The organism is Amycolatopsis sp. CA-126428, from assembly GCF_002904335.1.
Classification (GTDB): Bacteria; Actinomycetota; Actinomycetes; order Mycobacteriales; family Pseudonocardiaceae; genus Amycolatopsis.
In genome coordinates this window covers 39,092-60,034 of record NZ_PPHF01000032.1, presented here as the reverse complement: position 1 = coordinate 60,034, position 20,943 = coordinate 39,092, and the positions used below count along the sequence as shown (strand labels likewise).

Genomic DNA, 20,943 nt, shown 5'->3' with positions numbered 1-20,943 from the left:
GCCGGCGACCGTCCACTTCGGTCTGGAAGGCCGCTCGTGCCGGGTCGGAAAGGAAGAGACCTCAGCCCGCCGGGGTGAAGCCGCCCTGCACTGTGTGGATGCCGTCGGACGCCGTGGCTTGCACGCGGTAGCCGTCGGCGTCGGCGTTGCGCGCGCCCGCCGTGTGGTTGTACTGGACGGCGAAGGTGTGCCGTGCGGCCGGGACGGTCCGGCCCGGCTTGAGCTCCCAGCGGTAGACCACGGCGCCGTCGCTTTCCTGCGCGGTGACGGTGAAGTCGCCGGCGGGCCCGGTCTGCCACTGGCCGGTGCTCTGCACGCCGCCGTTCTGCGTGACGCGCACTTCCACGGTGAACGCGGTCAGCGGCTCGGCGACGTCGAGGGTGAGGGTGGCCTGAGCCCAGTAGACCGTGCTGTGCGGATCGATGGCGCCCTGCGCCGACAGCGGCCCCTCCGAGACCCGGCGGCCGGCCGGTGCGGCCGGGGTCGGGGTGCCGGCCGGCGGCCGTGCGGTGGTCGTCCGGTTCGGATGGCCGGGTGCGGGCGGCGGCGTCCCGCCGGTTGTGCCGGGGGAGTGCGTGGCGGGCGTTTCGCTCGGGCTCGGGACGGTGAGCGTGGTTTCGCTGTCCGGGTGCGCCGGCGTCGTCTGGACGCTTCCGGCGACGGCGAGGCCGGCGACGGCCAGGATGCCGGCCGCGGCGGAGCCGGCGAGCACCACTTTCGGCCACGACCTCGCGATGCCCGAGCTTCGCCGCGGGACGGCGGTGCCCGCCATGCCGCGGTGCACGCGGGCCAGCATCCGGTCGCGGTCGGGCTGGTGCGCCTCGGCGGCCTCGCGCAGCCGCCTGCCGATCTCGTCGTTCACCGGTCGCCCCTCTCCGCCGCCAGGTCGCCCGCCGCTCGCGCGCCGAGCAGGCGTTCCAGCTCGGCCAGCGCCTTCGAGGTCTGGCTCTTCACCGCGCCGACCGAGATGCCCAGCGCCTGCGCGGTGTCCTTCTCCGACAGGTCGAAGGCGTGCCTCAGGATGACGCAGGCCCGCTTCCCGAAGGACAACCGGCCCAGGGCCGCCCGCACGTCCACCACGGCGGCCACGTCGGGACTCCGCTCCTGCTGCGAACCCGGCGACCAGAACAGGGCGATCCGGCGGCGCTCGCGCGTCGCGCTGCGGACCCGTTCCCGCGCCAGGTTCGCGACCACCCCGCGGGCGTACGCCAGCGGGTGCTCGGCCGCGCGCAGCCGGTCCCAGCGCTGCCACAGGGCGATCAGGGCGTCGGCGGCGAGGTCGTCGGCGGCGTCCGGCTCGCCGGTCAGCAGGTAGGAAAAACGGGCCAGCCCGGCGTAGTGCCGTTCGAAGAAGTCGTGGAACTCCGCCGACGTGTCATCGAGGAGCATGTGTCCCGTCTGCCCTCTTCCTGCCCATGCGCCGCTCCGGGGCGGCAACGTACCGGTGGCCACCGGCCGGGCCGGCGCTCGCGCGACCCGGCCGGTGCGGCCTGTGTTCAGGACGGGTCGCCGTACAGCACACCACGGGCCGCGGCGGACCCCGGACAGACCCGGCCGAACACGTCGGGGTCGCCGGTGATGGCACCGGCGCCCCCGCCGTGCCGGTGCCGGTCGTCGTTGATCCGCTTCCGGGCGGCGGCGCCGTCGGTGGAGCGGACGAGCCCGGTGACGCTGTTGACGGTGCCGGCGAGGTGGAGGGCGGGGTGGCGCGCGCCCGGGGCGGCCTTGCCGAAGCCGACGGCGTCGGCCCCGCCCACCTCGCCGAGCTTGCTGAAGCTCGCTCCGCCGTCGGTGGCGTGCAGCAGCCCGCCGCGGTCCGCGATCCCCCGGTCCCCGGCGAGGCCCGGAGCGGCCTCGAGGCGCCCTCCGGGGAGCCCGCCGGCGCGGTCGGCCACCACGGCCCCGGTGACGAAGCCGCCACCGGCGATCGGGGCCGCGGCCACCGCGGGGGGCGCCGCCCGCGTCGCGGCGGTTTCGGCTTTGGCCAGGTTCCACCGCTGGTCGGCGGTGCCCCGGTCGGCGGACTGGACGACCACGTGGCGGTCGGTGCCGCCGGTCACGCTCAGGACCATCCCGCCGTCGCGCGAGACGATCTTCACCGCGCCGCCGCCGACGTCGGTGAGCTGCCACTGCTGGGCGGTGGCGCCGGTGTCCGACTGCTGTTCGACGTCGGCCACCGACGTGGCGGACCGGCCCAGCACCTTCCCGCTGCTGCGGTTGACCAGCCGGCAGTAGCCGCCGGCCAGGCCCTTGAGCTGCCACTGCTGAGTTGCGGCGTCGGCGCGTTTCTCCTGCCGGATCCGGAACCCGTCGGCACCGGCCACGTCCAGCGCGCTGCCGTCACGCACCGAGACGAACTGGTAGTAGGCGGCCGAGTCGACTCGCACGGGCTCGTCCGGCGTGCGCACCAGGGAGCGAACGACGAGTGCGGAGACGCCCACCGCCAGGGCGATCGCCACCCGGCGGCCACGGTGGCCGGTGCGTCCCCGTGGCCCGGCGGCGGCGTGCCGGGCACCGGTGGACCTGGTCTTCCTCAAAGCAGCACTCCTCGGGTCTGCCGGGCCGGAGCAGGCGGCTTGGCGGTGGGTCGTCCGCAGCTCTGCCGCTCAGTTGCCGCCGGGCCCGAAAAGGTTGCCGCCCGCTCCGGAATTACTTCGGCCCGGCGCGACGACGCGGACGTGATCGGCACGAAGGAGCTCGTCGAGGCGATCGTGTTCCGCGGTTCGCGGAGATCGAGCAGCGGCCCGGCCCATGCGGTAGCGACCCCGGCGGCTCGGGCGCAGACTGAGCGGGTGCGGGTCGCGGTCCGGGTCGTCGGGGTGGTTCAGGGCGTGGGGTTCCGGCCCTTCGTCCACCAGCTGGCGGTGCGGCTCGGGCTCAGCGGGTTCGTCGGCAACGACGTGCACGGTGTCTTCGCCGAGGTCGAAGGGGCGCGGTCGGGGGTCGACCGCTTCGTCGGCGCGCTCACGGCCGAAGCGCCGCCCCTGGCCCTGGTCGATGACGTGCGGGTGCGGGAAATTCCCGCCGTGGGCGGGGCCGGGTTCAAGATAGTCGGGAGCCCGCGCGGCGGCGGTGCCGATACGTTGATCTCCGCCGATTCCGCCACCTGTGACGACTGCCTCCGCGAACTCTCCGATCCCGCGGACCGGCGGTTCCGGTACCCGTTCGTGAACTGCACGAACTGCGGCCCGCGGTTCACCATCGTCCGGGGCGTGCCCTACGACCGGCCGCTCACCACCATGGCCGCCTTCGCGATGTGCGCCGAGTGCAAGCAGGAGTACGAGGACCCGGCCGACCGGCGGTTCCACGCCCAGCCCGTCTGCTGCCCGGCCTGCGGGCCCACGCTGCGGTTCGAGCCCGGGGGCGGGGATCCGCTCCAGGCGACCGTCGACGCCCTGCGGGCCGGGAAAGTGGTCGCGATCAAAGGGCTCGGCGGCTACCACCTCGCCGTCGGCGCCCGGCACGAGGAAGCCGCGCGACGGCTCCGGCAGCGCAAGCACCGCGAGGACAAGCCGTTCGCCGTCATGGTCGCCGGCCTGGCGCAGGCCCGGGAGCTGGCCGACGTCGACACGGCGGCCGAAGAAGCACTCGGCAGCCGGCGGCGGCCCATCGTGCTGCTGCCGAAGAAGGCGGACCTCGCGGCCGCCGTCGCGCCCGGGAACCGGCGGATCGGGCTCATGCTGCCCTACACCCCGCTGCACCACCTGCTGCTGGCGCAGACCGGGCCGATCGTGCTGACCAGCGCCAACGTCTCCGACGAGCCCATCGTCTACCGCGATGAAGACCTCGGCCGCCTGAAGGACATCGCCGACGCCTTCCTCACCCACGACCGGCCCATCCACATCCGCACCGACGACTCCGTGGTGCGCATCGTCCGAGGGCGAACGCAGCTCCAGCGGCGGTCACGCGGCTACGCGCCCGAGCCGGTCCGGCTCGAAACGAAGAAGCACCTCCTCGGCTGCGGCGCCGAGCTCAAGAACACGTTCTGCCTCGCCAAGGGCCGCCACGCCTTCGTCTCGCACCACATCGGCGACCTCGAGAACTACGAGACGCTCAAAGCGTTCACCGAGGGGATCGCGCACTTCAAGCACCTCTTCGACGTCGACCCGGTGCTCGTCGCGCACGACCTGCACCCCGAGTACCTGTCCACGAAGTACGCGCTCGAACAGGACGTCGAACTGCTGGGCGTGCAGCACCACCACGCGCACATCGCCGCTTGCCTGGCCGACAACGACCACCAGGACCCGGTGCTCGGTGTCGCCTTCGACGGCACCGGTTTCGGGCCCGACGGCACCATCTGGGGCGGCGAGTTCCTCCTGGCCGATCTGAGCGGCTACGAACGACTCACCCACCTGCGGCCGGTCGCCATGCCCGGCGGCGCCATGGCCATCCGGCAGCCCTGGCGGATGGCGGCGTCCTATGTGGACGAACTCGGGCGGCCCGCCGGCGAACCCATCGTGAAACTGAAACGCAGCGGCCTCAACTCACCCCTGACGTCCAGTGCCGGCCGGCTCTTCGACGCCGCGGCCGCGCTGCTCGGTGTCCGCGAGACCATCACTTACGAAGGCCAGGCCGCCATCGAGCTGGAACAGCTCGCCGATCCCACCGAACGGTCCGCCTACCGGGCCCGCATCGACGTCGTCGTCCACGGTGAGGATCTCATCGCCGCTCTCCTGGACGACACCGCCCCGAAGGCGAAGCGAGCCGCCCGGTTCCACAACGGGGTCGCCGCGGCGATCGTGGAGACCTGCCACCGGCTGAGGGACCACAGCACGACGGTCGCGCTCTCCGGCGGGGTGTTCCAGAACGTCCTGCTGCTCGACCGGACCGTGGCAGGCCTGGAACAGCACGGCTTCCGCGTCCTGACCCACCGGAACGTGCCCGCCAACGACGGCGGGATCAGCTTCGGTCAGGTCGCCGTAGCCAGTCGTACCACCCGGTGAGGCCGTTGCCGCGGGTCGCGCTGACCTGGAGCAGCGCGGCCGACGGGTTCACCCGGCGGACGTCCCGCTCGAACTCGGCGACGTCGAAGTCGACGTAGGGCAGCAGGTCGACCTTGTTCAGCAGCACCAGGTCCGTCGCGGCGAACATGTGCGGGTACTTCAGCGGCTTCCCGGGCCCCTCGGTCACCGACAGGACCACGACCCGCGCCGCCTCGCCGAGGTCGAACAACGCCGGGCAGACCAGGTTGCCGACGTTCTCGATGAACAGCGTCGAGCCGGGTGCGGGCGACAGCGAATGCAGCGCCCGGTGCAGCATGGCCGCATCCAGGTGACAGCCCGCGCCGGTGTTGATCTGCACCACCGGCGCGCCGGTGGCCTTGATCCGCTCGGCGTCCAGCAGCGTCTCCTGGTCGCCTTCGATCACCGCGCAGGGCCTGTCGAGGTCGCGGATGGTCCGCTCCAGCAGCGTCGTCTTGCCGGCGCCGGGCGAGCTCATCAGGTTGATCGCGAAGACACCTCCCTCACGCAGGTGCGTGCGGTTGTGCGACGCGAGTTCGTCGTTCTTCGCCAGGATGTCCTGCTCCATGACCACCGTCCGGTCGTGGTCGGTGATCCGGACGTCCGCGTCCGAGCAACCGCAGGTGTCACACATGACCGACCTCCACCGAGGTGATGCGCAGTTCGCGCCCGGCGAGCACCGCGACGTCGGCGCTGCCGCAGGGACACAGCAGGATGAAATCGTCGAGGGAGAACTCGTCGCCGCAGGCCCGGCAGCGCGCCCGCCCGGACGGCTCGGCGATGTCCAGCCGGGCGCCTTCGAGCGACGTCCCCGTGCAGAGGACGTCGAAGCAGAACCGGACGCTGTCCGGCACCACGCCGGACAGCCGCCCGATCTCCAGCCGCACGCTGGTCACCGCCGCGTCGCCCAGCTTGGCGACGATCGCGTCGACGACCGACTGCGTGATCGCCATTTCGTGCATTTCAGCAGATCCTCGGCAGCGGATCCCCGACCAGCAGGTCCACGATCCGGGTGCCGCCGAACGCGGTGTTCAGCAGCACGATCCCGGGTGGGTCGTCGGCGATCCGCCCGATCACGGCGGCGTCCGCGCCGAGCGGGTGCGCGCGCAACGCGGCCAGCGCGTCCGCGGCCCGGGTGCCGTCGACGACGACCACGATCCGGCCTTCGCAGGCGACGTACAGCGGGTCGATGCCGAGCAGCTCCGACGCGCCGCGGACCTCGTCCCGCACCGGGACGGCCTTCTCGTCGACGACCACGGCGACCTCCGCGGCCTTCGCGATCTCGTTGAGGATGGTCGCGACGCCGCCGCGGGTCGCGTCGCGCATCGCGCGCACGCCGGGCACCGCGGCCAGCAGCCCGGCCACCAGGTCGTGCACCGGTGCGGTGTCGGATTCGAGGTCGGCGTCGATGTCCAGCTCGCCGCGGGCCAGCATGATCGTGACGCCGTGGTCGCCGATCGGCCCGGAGACGAGGACGGCGTCTCCGGGCTTCGCGGTGGCGACGCCGAGCCCGGTGCGGGTGAGCACTCCGACCCCGGCGGTGTTGATGTAGACGCCGTCGGCCTTGCCGCGCTGCACGACCTTCGTGTCGCCGGTGACGATCTGGACGTCCGCCGCAAGAGCCGCCGCCTTCATCGAATCGACGATCTTCAGCAGGTCCTCGACGGGGAAACCTTCTTCGAGGATGAATCCCGCGGTGAGGTACAGCGGCCGCGCGCCGGAGACGGCGAGGTCGTTCACCGTGCCGTTGACCGCCAGGTCGCCGATGTTCCCGCCGGGGAAGAACAGCGGCGAGACGACGTACGAGTCCGTCGTCAGGGCCAGGCGGGCGTCGCCGATGGTCAGCGATGCGGCGTCTTCGAGGGGCTCGAGCAGCGGGTTGCGGAACGCGTCGAGGAACACGGCTTCGATGAGCGTGTGCGTCGACTTGCCGCCGGCGCCGTGGGACAACGTGATGCGTTCTTCCCGCACCTTCGCGCGCCGGCGCCGCGCCCGCTCGATGCGCTCGAGGACCTGCTGCTCGCGCTCGGTGGTGGTCATGCGCGGCTCGCCTCCCGGACGCGCTGGCGGCTGAACCGGCCGAAGTTGTAGTACGCCGCGCAGGCGCCTTCGGGCGAGACCATGCACGTCCCGATCGGCGTCTCCGGGGTGCACGCGGTGCCGAACACCTTGCACTCCCACGGTTTCAGCACGCCCTTGAGCACCTCGCCGCACTGGCACGCCTTCGGGTCGGCGACGCGCAGGCCGGGGATCTCGAAGATCCGTTCGGCGTCGAACTTCGCGTACTTCCCGCGGATCGCCATCGCCGAGTGCGTGATGAACCCGAGGCCGCGCCACTCGAAGTACGGCCGCAGCTCCATCACCTCGTTGATGGCCTTCAGCGCCACGATGTTGCCGTTCCAGGGCACCACGCGCGAGTACTGGTTCTCCACTTCGGAGCGTCCCGAGGACAGCTGCAGCATCAGCAGGTAGATCGACTGCAGGATGTCCAAGGGCTCGAACCCGGCGACCACGACGGGCTTGCCGTAGTCGCGGGCGATGAACTCGTAGGGACGGCAGCCGATCACCGTCGACACGTGCCCCGGCCCGATGAAGCCGTCGAGCCGCAGGTCGGGGGAGTCGAGGATGGCCTTGATCGCCGGGATGATCGTGACGTGGTTGCCGAACACCGAGAAGTTCTCGATGCCCTCGGCGGCCGCGCGCAGCAGCGTCATCGCGGTGGACGGCGTCGTCGTCTCGAACCCGATGGCCATGAACACCACGCGCAGGTCCGGGTTCTGCCGCGCGATCTTCAGCGAGTCCAGCGGCGAATACACCATCCGGATGTTGGTGCCCTCGGCGTTGGAGTCGAAGAAGTTCCCGCCGGAGCCGGGCACGCGCATCATGTCGCCGAACGACGTCATGAGCACGCCGGGCTGCCGGGCGATGTGGATGGCGTCGTCGATGCGGCCCATCGGGATCACGCACACCGGGCAGCCCGGCCCGTGCACCAGCGTGATGCTCTCGGGCAGGTAGTCCTCGAGGCCGTGCTTGTAGATGGTGTGCGTGTGCCCGCCGCAGACCTCCATGAACTTGTAGTGGCGGCCCGGCTCGCACAGCGACGTGATCTTCGCGGACAGCGCCCGCGCCTTCTCCGCGTCGCGGAACTCGTCGACGAAGCGCATGACGCCTCCTATTCGATCCGGGATTCGAGCAGGGCGGCCATCTCGTCCTCGTACGCCTTGCCGATGCTCTCGAGGAACTCCAGCGCGGCCGCGGCCTCCTGCTCGTCTATTTTGGACAGTGCGAAGCCGACGTGGATGAGGATCCACTCGCCGGGCTTCGGCGGGTCGTCTTCGAGCAGGCCGATGTTGATGGTGCGCTTGACACCGCTGACCGACACCTTCGCGAGGTCCGGGCGCTCCTCGCTGATCTCGATGATCTCGCCCGGTATGCCGAGGCACATGGCTCAGACCTCCGTCTTTTCCTTGACCGGCAGCTCGGGGCGGGTGCCCCAGGCGAGTTCGGTGACGGCGCGGACCGCGGCCGGCACCGCGGCCGCGACCGCCGGGGACAGGCCGATCCCTTCGTCGACGCACCCGGGTTCGCAGCCGACGATCAGCACCCGGCCGGCGTCCCCGCCGAGCAGCCGCAGCAGCCGGAACACGGCTTCGGGCTGCATGCCGTGCGCGTCGATCTGGGTCACAGCGGCGTTGTCGCCGACGTCCGCCTCGATGAGCGAGAGCGTGCCGGGCGGGCGTCCGTGCGGCGTCGCGTCGAGCAGGATCGTCGTTTCGTAGCCGGCCGTCAGGTCGTAGGCGAGGTGCATGCCGGCGATGCCGTAGTCGGCGAGCCGGACCCATTCGGGCAGGTCGGTGCCCGCCAGTTCCTTGACGACTTCCACGCCGAAACCGTCGTCGCTCAGGAAGATGTTGCCGATGCCGGCGACCAGGACCCGGGGTCTCATTCCGCACCCTCCAGGGGCTCGATCTCGTCGGGGGAGAAGTACCGGTACCGGCCGTGCGTGTGCTGCAGGTCGGCGCCCGGGTCGTCGTCGAGGGTGACCGCGACGTACGTGACACCGTCCACATCGGTCAGCACGGTCCGGACCGTGGCGACCAGGCCGGCGAGGAACATGTCCTGGGCGTCGGCGCCGCGCAGGTTCGGCCGCAGCCGCACGCGAGACCCTTCGGCGACGCGGACGCCCGCGACGGTCACGGAAGGCTGGACCGGCCGCAGGGACCGGACCGCGCCGTGCAGCCGTTCGAGCAGTTCGGGCGGCATCGCGTCGACGCGGTCCACGATGGCCGCGGCGCGCGGGTCGGTGGCCCGGGCCTCGCGCTTCTCCTCCTCGGTCAGCGTCATCGTGCGCAGCGTCAGGATCTCGTCGATCTCGGTGCCGTCGAACAGGTCACCCGGGCTTTCCGGCGCGATCGCCGGGTCGTCGTAGAGGATGATCGGCGACGCGAGCACCACCGTGCTGCGTGCGGTGTCGCCGATCAGCACCGGCCACAGCCGCTCCTGCCGGCAGGCCTCGACCGCGGGTTTCGCCCACTCGGGCGGGTCCAGCATCGACAGGAAGTGCCCGGTGTCGACGCTGAGCACGAGGTGGGCGGCGAGCAGCGCGTGCCGCAGGGCGTGCTCGCGGACGCCGTCGGCGGGCCACGACGTCGTGTTGTGCAGGTCCAGCCGCAGCCGGGCGCCGCCGAACGGCCCGTCGAGCGGGTCGGCGCGGGCGGTGAGGACACCGGACAGCTCCTGCGTCCGCTGCCCGTCGCCCGGCACCTGGAAGGGCGTCTCGACCGGGAGTGGCGATAGGGGCAGCTCGAAGTCGACTTCGTGCTCGACGGCTTCGTCCCATTCGGTGTCGAGCCGCGTCCGCGCCTGGAGGAACCGCAGCTTGACGTGCAGGATCGGGTGGTCCGCCGGTTCGGCGAGGCATTCGACGCGGGCGGAGGAGTGCTCGCCGATCTCGGCCGACGCGTACGACGGCGGCACCAGCACGCCCCACTGCCAGCGCACCCGGTTCTTCGGCGCCGACGCCCGGTACGGGTAGAGGAGGTAGCCCTCGTAGAGCACGGCGTCCCCGACCGCGCGGGCCTGCTCTCCGGCGTTCACGGCCCACCCGCCAGCAGTTGCTCGACGGCGGCTTCCCAGGTCGGGATGGCGTTGGCCGCCTTGTACTTGAGCAGCGCGTCCACCGTCTCCCGCGGCAGCTTGATCCACACGACGTTCGGGAAGTAGCGGGACATCAGCTCGTCCCAGACGGTCACCGGCATCCGGTACTCGGCCTGGGTGTGCCACGGCACCTGCTCGACCCAGAACCCCGGCCCGCCCTTACCGAACACCGTCCCGCTGAACAGCAGCACCATCGGCACGACACCCTCGGACAGCGCGTGGAAGTACTTGCCGGCCGCGACTTCGAGGTCGTAGGTGCACGGCACCTCGGCGTCGACCTCGGTGGCGCCGGAGAACCCCGGCACGGTCACCGAAACCGTCGTGAACTGGAACGGCTTCAGCGTCTCGCCCCACCGGGACCGCTCGCCGAAGAGGTGGGTGAGCAGCTCCGACTCCTCGTCGGCGTACCGGCGGCGCTGCGGCTCGATGCGGATCTGGACGCGCAGCACCATCGCGTGGACGGGCTGCCCGGTCAGCTCGGAGATCCGCAGCTTGAACGCCAGCGTCGGCGACGCGGCGTACTTCAGCGGCCGGACGTCGATGCAGTCGAAGGTCAGCTCAGCCATCGGCCACGACCTCGCTGCGTTCCCGCAGGCGGGCGAAGAACCCGTCGATGGCCTCGTGCGCTTCGGTGCCGCCGTCGAAGCCCCGCCACGTCGAGCGCACGATCCCGACCAGCTCGTAGCAGACGTCGATCGGTACCAGGAAGCCCTCGAAACCCCGGTCGAGCTGGTTCAGCAGCAGGGCTTCGACGTCGTCGGCGATGTCGGCGAACGCCGGCGTGCCCGCTCGCAGCTCGTCCCACGTGCCGAGCGGCAGCAGCGACTCGGTCGCCCCCGCCGGGCTCGGGTAGAACGCGACCGGGCGGTCCTGCACCGAATTGCGGAACAGGAACGCCGTCTTCACCGGGATCCCGGCCGTCTCCCACAGCGCCGTCCCCGGCCCGAAGCGTGGCGCGTGCCGGAAGCGGTCCGGCACCGCCCGGTGCCGCTTCCCGCCCGCCCCGCGGTGGGTGAAGAGCAGGTAGCAGCCCCGGCAGGTGCACAGGATCGTGCGGGATTCGAGGTCGATGACGTGCCCGTGCTCCGCGCTGATCGGTTCCGCGCACATCTCGCACTTCTCGCCCGGCGCGGCGCGCCGGACGGGAGTGCGGAACCTGCGCAGGCCGCCCGTCACGGGACCTCCACGGGACACGGCACCAGCGGCAGCAGTGTGCGTCCACCCGGGCCGGTTTCCTCCGGCACGACCCCTTCGACGACGACGTCGGAGATTTCCGGCGCCGCTTCCCGGACCACGCGCTCGATGGCGTACTTCGCGGTGACCGTCGACGACGGGCAGCCGTCGCAGGTGCCCTGCAGCCGCAGCCGCAGGACACCGTCGTCGATCCCGACGAACTCGACGTCACCGGCGTGCGAGCCCAGGTACGGCCGGACCTTGTCGAGCGCCTCGGTGACCCGCTCGTGCGTCGACCGCGGGTGCAGGTCGTGCAGCACGAGCAGCCCGCGGACGTGCTCGTCCTCGGCGAGGCGCTCGAGCAGCACGGGATCCGCGCCGGCGAGCTCCACGATCCGGGCCAGGCCGGCGCCGTAGAACTCGAGCAGCGTGTGGACGAGGTCCTCGGCGAGTTCGGCGTCCGCGCCGGAGAACTCGCCCAGCAGCTGCTCGATGCGCTCGCCGACCCGGTCGACGTCGGTCATCAGCCGAGCTCCCCGCCGAACGCGTGCGGGGTGTGCAGCCGCTCGATCACCTTGCCGCTGCCGGTGTACATGTGGACGCCGCACGGCAGGCACGGGTCGAAGCTGCGGACCGCGCGCATGATGTCGATGCCCTTGAAGTTCTCCTGCGTGTTCTCCTCGAAGATCGGCGTGTTCTGCACGGCGTCCTCGTACGGCCCCGGCGTGCCGAAGCTGTCGCGGACGCTGCCGTTCCACGGCGTCGGCGGGTACGGGTGATAGTTCGCGATCTTGCCGCCCTTGATCACCATGTGGTGCGACAGCACCCCGCGGACGGCCTCGGTGAACCCGCAGCTGACGCCTTCGTCGGGGACCTTGAACGGCTCCCACGTCTTGGTGCGGCCCTGGCGGACCTCACCCAGTGCCTGCTCGGCGAAGTGCAGGGCCAGCGCCGCCGAATACGCCTGGAAGTACGTCCGGGCGCGGTTGCGCTCGAGGGCGTTGCTCCACTGCGGGATCTTCCACTCGAAGCTGGCCTCGGGTTTGGTCGCCGTGCGCGGCAGGGTGATCGTGACGCTGTGCCCGGTCGACTTGACGTACGGCGTGTCGACGAGCCCGGCGAGCGCGGTCACCCACAGGCGTGCGATCGGGCCGCCGCCGGTGTCGAGGGCCAGGTGGTCGGTGCCGTCGAACCAGCGCGGCGACATCGTCCACGAGTACTTGCCGTCGAAGTCGCGCTTGGCCGGGCGCGGGATGGTGTGCTGGTTCCACGGGTGGCGCTGGTCGACCGGGTTGCCGAGCGGGTCGTGCGTGACGAACATCGGCTGGTCGGCCCAGTCTTCGTAGAACGAGCTGCCGAGCAGGATCCGGATCCCGAGGTTGATGTCGAGCAGGCTGGTGGTGACGAGCTTGCCGTCGACGACCACGCCCGGCGTCACGAACATCTTGCGGCCCCAGGCCTCCATGTTCCGGTAGCTGAAGTCGCAGTACTCGGGGTCGTTCAGGCTGCCCCAGCAGCCGAGCAGGACGCGCCGCCGCCCGACTTCTTCGTAGCCGGGCAGGGCTTCGTAGAAGAAGTCGAAGAGGTCGTCGTGCATCGGCAGGCAGCGCTTCATGAACTCGACGTAGCGCATCAGCCGGGTCAGGTAGTCGGTGAACAGCTGCACGGTGGCCACCGTGCCGACCCCGCCCGGGTACAAAGTGGACGGATGGACGTGCCGGCCCTCCATCAGGCAGAACATCTCGCGCGTGCTGCGGGAAACCTGCAGGGCCTCGCGGTAGAACTCGCCTTCCAGCGGGTTCAGCGAGCGCATGATGTCGCCGATGGTCCGGTACCCGTGGTCACGCGCGTGCGGTGCCTCGGTGCGGTTGGCCTGCTCCAGGACGCCGGGGTTGGTCTCGGCGACCATCTTCTCGCAGTAGTCGACCCCGACCAGGTTCTCCTGGAAGATGTTGTGGTCGAACATGTACTCGGCGGCCTCGCCGAGGTTGAGGATCCACTCGCCGAGGTGCGGCGGGCGGACGCCGTAGGCCATGTTCTGCGCGTACACCGAGCAGGTCGCGTGGTTGTCGCCGCAGATCCCGCAGATCCGGCTGGTGATGAAGTGCGCGTCGCGCGGGTCCTTGCCCTTCATGAAGATGCTGTAGCCGCGGAACACCGACGACGTGCTGTGGCACTCGACGACCCGCTTGGCGGCCCAGTCGATCTTCGTGTAGATCCCGAGGCTGCCCACGATCCGGGTGATCGGGTCCCACGCCATTTCGACGAGGTCGGTCTTGCCCTTGGTGCTGATGCCCTTGTCGGTCTGCGTTTCCGTCATGTCCCGATCTCCCTCAGCGCCACGAGGACTTGTAGCCGGTGTTGAGCTTCTTGCCCGTGTGCCGCCACTTGGGCTCCTTGTCGAGCTTGCGCTCGGTGATCTTCCGCAGCCGCCGGATCACCGACCCGTACGCGCCGCTCGCGAGCGAGGACACCTGCGCGCCCGGCGGCTCGTCCATGAACGGCATGAACTTGTCCGGGAAGCCCGGCATCGTGCAGCCGATGCAGATACCGCCGACGTTCGGGCAGCCGCCGACGCCGTTGATCCAGCCCCGCTTGGGCACGTTGCACTTGACGACCGGACCCCAGCAGCCCAGCTTCACCAGGCACTTGGGGGAGTCGTAGCTGTCGGCGAACTGGCCCTGTTCGTAGTAGCCGCCGCGGTCGCAGCCCTCGTGCACGGTCGCACCGAAGAGCCACTGCGGCCGCAGGTGGTCGTCGAGCGGGATCATCGGTGCCTGGCCGGCGGCCTGGTAGAGCAGGTAGGTGATGGTCTCGGACAGGTTGTCCGGGTGGGTCGGGCAGCCGGGCACGCAGACGATCGGGATGCCGGCCCCGGACTTCCAGTCCCAGCCCAGGTAGTCGGGCACGCCCATGGCGCCGGTCGGGTTGCCCTCCATCGCGTGGATGCCGCCGTAGGTGGCGCAGGTGCCGACGGCCATCACGGCCAGCGCCTTGGGCGTCAGGCGGTCCAGCCACTCGCTGGTGGTCATCGGCTGGCCGGTCTCGGGGTTGTTGCCGAACCCGCACCAGTAGCCTTCGTCCTTGATCGCCTCGTTCGGGATCGAGCCTTCGATGACCAGCACGAACGGTTCCAGCTCACCGCGGTCGGCTTTGTAGAACCACTCGATGAACGTGTCGGCCCCCTTGTCGGGGCCGCATTCGAAGTCGATCAGCGGCCAGTGGACCGCGATCTTGGGCAAGCCGGGCAAAGCGCCGAGGACGATTTCCTCGATGCTCGGTTGCGTGGCGGCCGTCAGTGCGACGGAGTCGCCGTCGCACGACAGTCCGGCGTTGATCCAGAGGATGTGGATGGGCTGTTCTTCGGTTTGTTCTGCGGCATGCGTCACGGCTGATCACCCTTGGCGAGGTCGTCGAGCGCGCCGAGGGTCAGCTCCCACAGCGCGTGGTAAAGGGTCGTCTGGGCTTCCTGGATGCGGTGCACGGAAGGGGACGGGACGACGAAGAGGTGGTCGATGCTGTCCAGCTCGGCCATCTTCCCGCCGTCGTAGCCGGCGATGCCGACGGTCACCAGGCCGCGCCGGGCGGCTTCGTCGAAGGCACGCACCAGGTTCGCGGAATTCCCGCTGGTGGACAGGCCCACCGCGATGTCGCCGGCTCGGCCGAACGCGCCGATCTGCCGGGCGAACACGACGTCGAACCCGATGTCGTTGGAGAGGGCGGTCACCACGGCGATGTCGTTCGTCAACCCGAAAGCGGGCAACGGCCGGGCGTCGCCGGCCGGGCTCAGGAACAGGCTGGCCAGGTCTTGGGCGTCGGTCGAGCTGCCGCCGTTGCCGAACGCGAGCAGCCGGCCGCCGCCGGCGAACGCGCGCGCGACGTCCTGGGCGCACGCGAACAGGCGGTCGCGGTCGGCCGCGAGCACGTCGCCGCGCAGGGCGACGATCTCGTGCACCTTGTCCACCGTGGACTGTTCCACCTGGCGGAGGACGGCGTCGATGTCGCTGGAGCCCGCGTAGAGGAACGGGTACAGCGTTTCGAGACCGTCCGCGCCGACGGGGGTGTGCTCCCGCGTCATGGCGCGTCAACTCCCTAGGTCAGGGATTCTCCAGACGAGCGATGGCTTCCCCGGCGTGCACCAGGATTCGGTCGCCGACGCCGGCCGAGACCAGCGCCACGCTCACCTCTTCCCGGCCCGAGCCGGTATCCACGACGGCGAGCTCGTCTTCGAGGAGCTCGACCACGGTCAATTCGACCGCGGTGTCGGAGCAGGTGATGCACACCCCGTCGTGACAGACGGGGCCGGCTTCTCTGTCGGCGTCACGGGCGCTCACGACGCCACCTCCGGGGTCAGCGCACCGGGGTGTTCGAAGAACACGTGGACCAGCTCCCACAGCACGTGGTAGGTGGTCACGTGCACTTCCTTGACGATCCTCGGGTCGGCCGAGCGGGCGACGAAGACGTGGCCCAGCCCGGTGGTCGCGGCGATCGCGCCGCCGGTGCCACCGGTCAGGGCGACGGTGAGCATCCCGAGGTCGCGGGCGGTTTCGAGAGCGCGGCGGACGTTGGCGCACTCGCCGTCGGCCGAGATGCCCAAGGCGATGTCGGCCGGTTCGCCGATGATCCGCAGCTGGTGGGCGAAGACGTCTTCGAGGCCCACGCGGTTGGCGACGCCGGTGACGGTCGCGACGTCGGCGGTCAGCGACAGCGCCGGCAGGGCGCGCTTGCCGACGATCACCGGGTGGACGAACTCCACCGCCACGTGCTGGGCGTCGGTGCTGGGGCCGCCGTTGCCGAACACCACGAGCTTGCCGCCGCGGTGGAAGCGGCGGGCCATGTCGTGGCACGCCTCGGCCACCGTCCTGGCGTCGTCGGCCAGGGCGAGCACGGGTGCCTTCCGGCGCTCGAAGAGGGCGTCGACGGAGTCCGGGTGATTCGGTGCCCACGACATCGCGGTACTTCCTCCGGGCTGCTGCTCGGTGATGGGAGCACATCTCAGGCTAGAGCTGTGAGCTGGATCACACAATAGCGTAAAGCGGTCTGAATTTGGTGCTCTCGGTCGCCCGGGACGTGCTCCGCCCGGGTGAGCCGCTGCTGCGCCTCGCGGCCGGACCCGTGCGACCGCAGCCCGCGTGCCGGGCGAACCACTGCCGGGCGGTCGCAAAGCGGCAGAACCATTCAGCTCGCCACCACCATCGACGAATTCGGAATCGGGGGAACAAGTAACTTTCAGCGGCGGCCGGGCGATCATTGACCTCGTCATCGGCCGCTCTTATCGTGAGTCCAGTTTCTCCGGCCCGGTAGCCGGACGAATTTCACGGCACGCGTCGGCCGCATTCCTGAAGGGGAGTACCGCATCCCGTGCGGGATCGCGCTGCCGGTCTGACCCGAGAAGGCCGCTTCCGGCGGCCTGCCGAGCAATGGATCTGGCGATGAAGGCGGAGGAAGCGATGAAACGGGTGATCCGCGGCTTGCTGGCGCTGGTGCTGATGGTGCCGCTGACCGTCACCATGGCGTTCCTGGCCGCCGGTTCCGCCGCGGCCGCCACCTTGACCAGGGTCACCGACTTCGGCACCAACCCGACCAACCTCGGCATGTACGTGTACGCGCCCGACTCGCTGGCGGCGAAACCCGCCCTGCTCGTGCTGGTCCACTACTGCGGTGGCTCGGCGGGCGGGATCTTCAACGGCAACGGGCACGACTACGCGACGGCGGCCGACCGGTACGGCTACCTCGTCGTCGTGCCCGAGGCCACCCGCGACGGGCACTGCTTCGACGTCTCCACGAAGGCGGGCCTGACCCGCAACGGCGGCAGCGACTCCACCGGCATCATGTCGATGGTCGGGTGGGCCCGGCAGCACTACAACGTGGACCCGGGCCGCATCGTGGTCAGCGGCTTCTCCTCGGGGGCCATGATGACGAACGTCCTGGCCGCCGAATACCCGGACGTGTTCGCCGCCGGGGCCGCGTTCTCCGGCGTGCCCGCGGGGTGTTTCGCGACCACGGACGGCTCGTTGTGGAACAGCCAGTGCGCCGGCGGGAACGTCGTCAAGTCCGCACAGCAGTGGGCGGACCAGGCGCACGCCATGTACCCCGGCTACGCCGGCGCCTACCCGCGGATGCAGCTGTGGCACGGCGACCAGGACACCACGCTGGCCTACCCGAACTACGGCGAAGAGATCAAGCAGTGGACGGCCCTGCACGGGCTGAACCAGACGCCGGCCGCCACCGACCACCCGCAGTCGTCCTGGACGCGGAACCGCTACGGCGACACCGGGACCCACGCCTCCGTGGAAGGCATCGTCGTCGCGGGCACCGGGCACACCCTGCCGCAGGCCGGGATGCTCGCGTACGCGATTTCCTTCCTCGGCCTCGACGGCGGCGGCAGCACCGGACCCCGCAGCGGTCCGGTGCGCTCGGTGGCCGCGGGGAGGTGCCTCGACGTTCCGGGCCGGTCGACGACGCAGGGCACCCGGTTGCAGCTGTGGGACTGCAACGCCGGGACGAACCAGACCTGGACGGCGACCGCCGCCGGCGAGCTGACCGTCTACTCCGGCGACACGCTGCGCTGCCTCGACGCCGAGGGCGGCGGAACCGGCGCGGGCACGGCGGTGATCATCTGGGCCTGCCACGGCGGCGCCAACCAGAAGTGGCGGAGCAACGCCGACGGCACGGTGACCGGCACGCAGTCCGGGCTCTGCCTGGAGGTCGCGGCCGGCTCGACGGCCAACGGGACCGCCGTGCGGCTGGGCACCTGCGGGGGCGGGCAGAACCAGAAGTGGACCGGCCCGGCCTCGGCCACGCGCTGAACCGGAACTGACACCTTAGGGTGAAGTGCGGCGGCAGTTCCCCTTCCGCCACGCTTCGACGCCCTTCGAGTTGCGCTCTGGCCTGGGGCGGGTGACGGCCTCGCGCGGTAGGGTGCGGGCGAGCGCACCCGCGGTGGCGGAGCTGATCCGGACCTTGTCGTTTCCGAGTCGGTGTGGTGTGAGAACACCGACTCGGAGGAGACCGGCGTGCAGGGTCGGGTGGCCCGTGGCTGAAATCGACGTGCTGCGGGAGAGCGTGCTGGCGGCGCTGGCCGGGGGCCGGCCCGGCAGCGGGGTCGACATGGTCGGCCGGGTGTGCCGTGCGTGTGTCCGGTTGCTCCCGGTGGACGGGGCCGCGGTGTCGGTGCTGGCCGACGCCGGGCATCGAGAGGTCGTCTACACCAGTGACGCCATCAGCGGCGCGCTGGCCGAACTGCAGTTCGGCCTCGGGGAAGGGCCGTGTTTCGACGCCTACACCCACGGCGGCCCGGTCCTGGTCGCCGATCTCGGCGCGGGGCTGCCCGCCGCCTGGCCGGTGTTCGCCGCGCAGGCCGCCGAGTACCCGGTGGCGGCCTTGTTCACCTTCCCGCTGCAGATCGGTGTCGTGCGGGTGGCGACCCTGGACACGTACCGGTCGACCCCGGGCTCACTGGCCGCCGACGAACTCGCGGTCGCCTTGCAGGTGGCGGACATCGCCGCGCTGGCGCTGTCCGGGCTGCTCGGCGGTGACCGGTGGCTCGACGGCGACGGGCGGTGGATGGAAGGGGCCGGGATGCGCCACCGCGAGGTGCACCAGGCCACCGGGATGGTCATCGCGCACCTGGACCTGCCGGCCGCGGAGGCGCTGGCCCGGATGCGCGCATACGCCTTCGGGCACGGCCGGGCGTTGCGGGACGTCGCCGCCGACATCGTCGCCGGCCGGCTCCGATTGGACCGGGAGGCCTGGTGAGGACCACCATGAAGACATCCCACGAGCAACCAGGAGATGGTGGCCATGGCCGACCGTGAACGACAGGTGACCCGGACGTTCGTCGCGCTGGCCGACACCCTCGTCGACGACTACGACGTCGCCGACCTCCTGCACACGCTGGTGCGGCGCTGCGTGGAGCTGCTCGACGTCGCCGCGGCCGGCCTGACGCTGGTCGACGAGCGCGGGAGCCTGCAGGTGCTCGCCTCCTCCACCGAGCAGGCCCGGCTGCTGGAGCTCTTTCAGCTCAGCATCGACGAGGGGCCGTGCGTGGAGTGCTTCGCGACCCGGGCTCCGGTGCTGGTCGCCGACGTCGCCGCGGAGGCCACGCGGTGGCCGCGGTTCGCGGCGGAGGCGTCTCGGCAGGGGTTCGCGTCGGTGCACGCGCTGCCGATGCGGCTGCGCAAGCAGATCGTCGGCGCGCTGAACCTGTTCGGCGCCCGGCCCGGTGAGCTCGGACCCGACGACGTCCACCTGGCGCAGGCGCTGGCCGACACGGCGACCATCGGCATCCTCCAGGAGCGGGCGATCCGGCACGGCGAGACGATGTCCGAGCAGCTGCAGACCGCCCTGAACAGCCGGGTGACCATCGAGCAGGCGAAGGGCGTCCTCGCGGTGACCGGTCGGCTCAGCATGGACGACGCCTTCACCGCGTTGCGCGGCTACGCCCGCAGCCACCACCTCCTGCTCGGCGAGGTCGCCCGCGGACTCGCCGAGCGGCAGCTCGACCCGGCACTCGTGCTGGCCCGCCACGACCGCAAGAACTGACCGGGCATCGGCGCCGGTTCGTCAGGTACGGCCCGGGATCGCTGCCGGCGCCGGCACCGTCGGCCGGCCAGCGGAGGAAGCCGCCGCGGTCACGGCGTTCGAGCTCGTCGAGGTAGTCCTGCCGGCGCTGGACCAGGTGGCGGCGAGCCGGCTCGGTAATGACGGGCTAGCGAGGCTCGCCGCCGAGCTGCCACATTTCGTGGTTGCCGCATTCCGCCGTGATTTCGGCGGCCGCCTGAGCCGCGGTGAAGAAGTCTTCGACCACCGGCGAGAGATGTGCGGTCGCCGTGGCGAGGCAGACCTGGTCCGGGGCCAGATCCGGGACGGGCACGTAAGCGACCTCCGGATGCGTGTAGAAGACGGTCGCCGAGCGCGCCAAGAACGAGATGCCCCGGCCGGCGGCGACGTGCTCGAGTGTTTCGTCCACGCCGCGGACCAGGTATCCGGCGTTGAGGTGCGGGCGCCTGGTGGGCTGCGTGCTCGCGTCGGCGTGCCAAAGCAGCGGTTCGCCGGCCAGGTCGGCTTCGGTGACTTCTTCCTTGCCGGCCAGCCGATGGCGCGCGGGCAGCACCGCCACCCGCGGCTCGGTGTAGAGCGGAACGACGCGCAGGCCGGCCTCGTCGATGGGCAGCCGCACGTAGCCGATGTCGATGCGGCCGTCGAGCAGCAGCTCGGCCTGCTCGTCGGCTTCGATGCGCTGCACGTCGACTCGCACATCCGGGTGCCGGACGGCGAACCGGTGGATCGCCGGGGTGACCGCGACGCCGGCCCGGAAGCCGACCATCAGCCGCCGGTCGCCCCGCGCGGCCGCGGTCACCCGGCGGCGGGCGGCGTCGGCGGAGGCCAGCAAGGGGGCGGCGTCCGTGAGCAGCTGCGCGCCGGCGTCGGTCAGCACCACCCCGTGGCTGTCCCTGGTGAACAGCGCGGTGCCGAGATCCTGTTCGAGCGCGCGGATCTGCCGGCTCAGCACCGGCTGCGCGATGTGCAGTCGTTCGGCGGCGCGGCCGAAGTGCAGCGTGTCGGCGACCGCGACGAAATAACGCAGCTTGCGCAGGTCCAGATCCATCCACGGGCTCCCGAAGTCCGGCGATGCCACCAGGGTATCGCC

At 71.1% G+C, this 20,943-nt stretch carries 23 protein-coding genes; 4 read left to right on the top strand and 19 right to left on the bottom strand.

Annotated features, from left to right (window positions below):
- Positions 1-61: 61 nt before the first annotated feature.
- From C2L58_RS09490 to C2L58_RS09480, 3 genes are all read right to left on the bottom strand, one after another.
- The gene (locus C2L58_RS09490; protein ID WP_103337182.1) at positions 62-862 is read right to left on the bottom strand and encodes a hypothetical protein; all 801 of its coding nucleotides are present in this window, start codon (positions 860-862) and stop codon (positions 62-64) included.
- Positions 859-1,389 (bottom strand): SigE family RNA polymerase sigma factor, encoded by a 531-nt coding sequence (locus C2L58_RS09485; RefSeq protein ID WP_103337181.1) that lies wholly within the window; start codon positions 1,387-1,389, stop codon positions 859-861. The genes C2L58_RS09490 and C2L58_RS09485 overlap by 4 nt, the downstream gene beginning before the upstream one ends.
- Positions 1,390-1,496: 107 nt before the next feature.
- Positions 1,497-2,537, bottom strand: coding sequence for an RICIN domain-containing protein (locus C2L58_RS09480; protein WP_103337180.1), 1,041 nt, complete (start codon positions 2,535-2,537; stop codon positions 1,497-1,499).
- Between the two features lie 255 nt (positions 2,538-2,792).
- Between C2L58_RS09480 and hypF the strand changes: the two genes are divergently transcribed.
- Positions 2,793-4,943, top strand: coding sequence for a carbamoyltransferase HypF (gene hypF, locus C2L58_RS09475; RefSeq protein ID WP_103337217.1), 2,151 nt, complete (start codon positions 2,793-2,795; stop codon positions 4,941-4,943).
- On the opposite strand, the gene hypB is transcribed toward hypF, so the two are convergent.
- The 15 genes from hypB to C2L58_RS09400 are packed head-to-tail and all read right to left on the bottom strand — an operon-like array spanning position 4,900 to position 16,242.
- A complete protein-coding gene (gene hypB / locus C2L58_RS09470) occupies positions 4,900-5,595 on the bottom strand; it encodes a hydrogenase nickel incorporation protein HypB (protein WP_103337179.1) in 696 nt (231 codons plus the stop codon). The genes hypF and hypB overlap by 44 nt on opposite strands.
- Positions 5,588-5,923, bottom strand: a complete 336-nt coding sequence (locus C2L58_RS09465) for a hydrogenase maturation nickel metallochaperone HypA/HybF (RefSeq protein WP_103337178.1) — start codon at positions 5,921-5,923, stop codon at positions 5,588-5,590. The genes hypB and C2L58_RS09465 overlap by 8 nt, the downstream gene beginning before the upstream one ends.
- Position 5,924: 1 nt before the next feature.
- Positions 5,925-7,001, bottom strand: a complete 1,077-nt coding sequence (hypE, locus tag C2L58_RS09460) for a hydrogenase expression/formation protein HypE (RefSeq protein WP_103337177.1) — start codon at positions 6,999-7,001, stop codon at positions 5,925-5,927.
- A complete protein-coding gene (gene hypD / locus C2L58_RS09455; RefSeq protein ID WP_103337176.1) occupies positions 6,998-8,125 on the bottom strand; it encodes a hydrogenase formation protein HypD in 1,128 nt (375 codons plus the stop codon). Before hypD ends, hypE begins: the two co-directional genes overlap by 4 nt.
- An 8-nt stretch (positions 8,126-8,133) precedes the next feature.
- Complete coding sequence (locus tag C2L58_RS09450) at positions 8,134-8,406, bottom strand: HypC/HybG/HupF family hydrogenase formation chaperone (protein ID WP_103337175.1); 273 nt, start codon at positions 8,404-8,406, stop codon at positions 8,134-8,136.
- Positions 8,407-8,409: 3 nt separating this feature from the next.
- Complete coding sequence (locus tag C2L58_RS09445; protein ID WP_103337174.1) at positions 8,410-8,907, bottom strand: hydrogenase maturation protease; 498 nt, start codon at positions 8,905-8,907, stop codon at positions 8,410-8,412.
- Positions 8,904-10,058 (bottom strand): hypothetical protein, encoded by a 1,155-nt coding sequence (locus C2L58_RS09440; protein ID WP_103337173.1) that lies wholly within the window; start codon positions 10,056-10,058, stop codon positions 8,904-8,906. The genes C2L58_RS09445 and C2L58_RS09440 overlap by 4 nt, the downstream gene beginning before the upstream one ends.
- Positions 10,055-10,684: a DUF6084 family protein gene (locus C2L58_RS09435; protein ID WP_103337172.1), complete on the bottom strand. Its 630-nt coding sequence runs from the start codon at positions 10,682-10,684 to the stop codon at positions 10,055-10,057. Before C2L58_RS09435 ends, C2L58_RS09440 begins: the two co-directional genes overlap by 4 nt.
- The gene (locus tag C2L58_RS09430) at positions 10,677-11,294 is read right to left on the bottom strand and encodes a DUF5947 family protein (RefSeq protein ID WP_199191184.1); all 618 of its coding nucleotides are present in this window, start codon (positions 11,292-11,294) and stop codon (positions 10,677-10,679) included. The genes C2L58_RS09435 and C2L58_RS09430 overlap by 8 nt, the downstream gene beginning before the upstream one ends.
- The gene (locus C2L58_RS09425; RefSeq protein ID WP_103337171.1) at positions 11,291-11,815 is read right to left on the bottom strand and encodes a NifU family protein; all 525 of its coding nucleotides are present in this window, start codon (positions 11,813-11,815) and stop codon (positions 11,291-11,293) included. Before C2L58_RS09425 ends, C2L58_RS09430 begins: the two co-directional genes overlap by 4 nt.
- On the bottom strand, positions 11,815-13,611 hold the full coding sequence (locus C2L58_RS09420; RefSeq protein WP_103337170.1) for a nickel-dependent hydrogenase large subunit: 1,797 nt from the start codon (positions 13,609-13,611) through the stop codon (positions 11,815-11,817). Before C2L58_RS09420 ends, C2L58_RS09425 begins: the two co-directional genes overlap by 1 nt.
- A gap of 13 nt (positions 13,612-13,624) precedes the next feature.
- Positions 13,625-14,680 (bottom strand): hydrogenase expression protein HypE, encoded by a 1,056-nt coding sequence (locus C2L58_RS09415; RefSeq protein WP_103337169.1) that lies wholly within the window; start codon positions 14,678-14,680, stop codon positions 13,625-13,627.
- Positions 14,677-15,369 carry a D-sedoheptulose-7-phosphate isomerase gene (locus C2L58_RS09410; protein WP_103337168.1) on the bottom strand — a complete coding sequence of 231 codons (693 nt, stop codon included), beginning with the start codon at positions 15,367-15,369 and terminating at the stop codon, positions 14,677-14,679. Before C2L58_RS09410 ends, C2L58_RS09415 begins: the two co-directional genes overlap by 4 nt.
- 19 nt (positions 15,370-15,388) lie before the next feature.
- Positions 15,389-15,574, bottom strand: coding sequence for a HypC/HybG/HupF family hydrogenase formation chaperone (locus C2L58_RS09405; RefSeq protein ID WP_103337167.1), 186 nt, complete (start codon positions 15,572-15,574; stop codon positions 15,389-15,391).
- Positions 15,575-15,621: 47 nt separating this feature from the next.
- The gene (locus C2L58_RS09400; RefSeq protein ID WP_103337166.1) at positions 15,622-16,242 is read right to left on the bottom strand and encodes a D-sedoheptulose-7-phosphate isomerase; all 621 of its coding nucleotides are present in this window, start codon (positions 16,240-16,242) and stop codon (positions 15,622-15,624) included.
- A gap of 499 nt (positions 16,243-16,741) precedes the next feature.
- Here C2L58_RS09400 and C2L58_RS09395 point away from each other — a divergent pair, with 499 nt between their 5' ends.
- The 3 genes from C2L58_RS09395 to C2L58_RS09385 all read left to right on the top strand — a co-directional run bounded on the left by C2L58_RS09395 (position 16,742) and on the right by C2L58_RS09385 (position 19,835).
- Positions 16,742-18,100 (top strand): extracellular catalytic domain type 1 short-chain-length polyhydroxyalkanoate depolymerase, encoded by a 1,359-nt coding sequence (locus C2L58_RS09395; RefSeq protein WP_103337215.1) that lies wholly within the window; start codon positions 16,742-16,744, stop codon positions 18,098-18,100.
- A 226-nt stretch (positions 18,101-18,326) separates the two neighbouring features.
- Positions 18,327-19,049 carry a GAF and ANTAR domain-containing protein gene (locus tag C2L58_RS09390; protein ID WP_103337165.1) on the top strand — a complete coding sequence of 241 codons (723 nt, stop codon included), beginning with the start codon at positions 18,327-18,329 and terminating at the stop codon, positions 19,047-19,049.
- A gap of 45 nt (positions 19,050-19,094) precedes the next feature.
- Entirely contained in the window at positions 19,095-19,835 is a 741-nt protein-coding gene (locus C2L58_RS09385) for a GAF and ANTAR domain-containing protein (protein ID WP_103337214.1), read from the top strand.
- 166 nt (positions 19,836-20,001) lie between these two features.
- Here the strand turns inward: C2L58_RS09385 and C2L58_RS09380 are convergent, their stop codons facing one another.
- Positions 20,002-20,901 carry a LysR family transcriptional regulator gene (locus C2L58_RS09380; protein WP_103337164.1) on the bottom strand — a complete coding sequence of 300 codons (900 nt, stop codon included), beginning with the start codon at positions 20,899-20,901 and terminating at the stop codon, positions 20,002-20,004.
- Between the last annotated feature and the right edge of the window lie 42 nt (positions 20,902-20,943).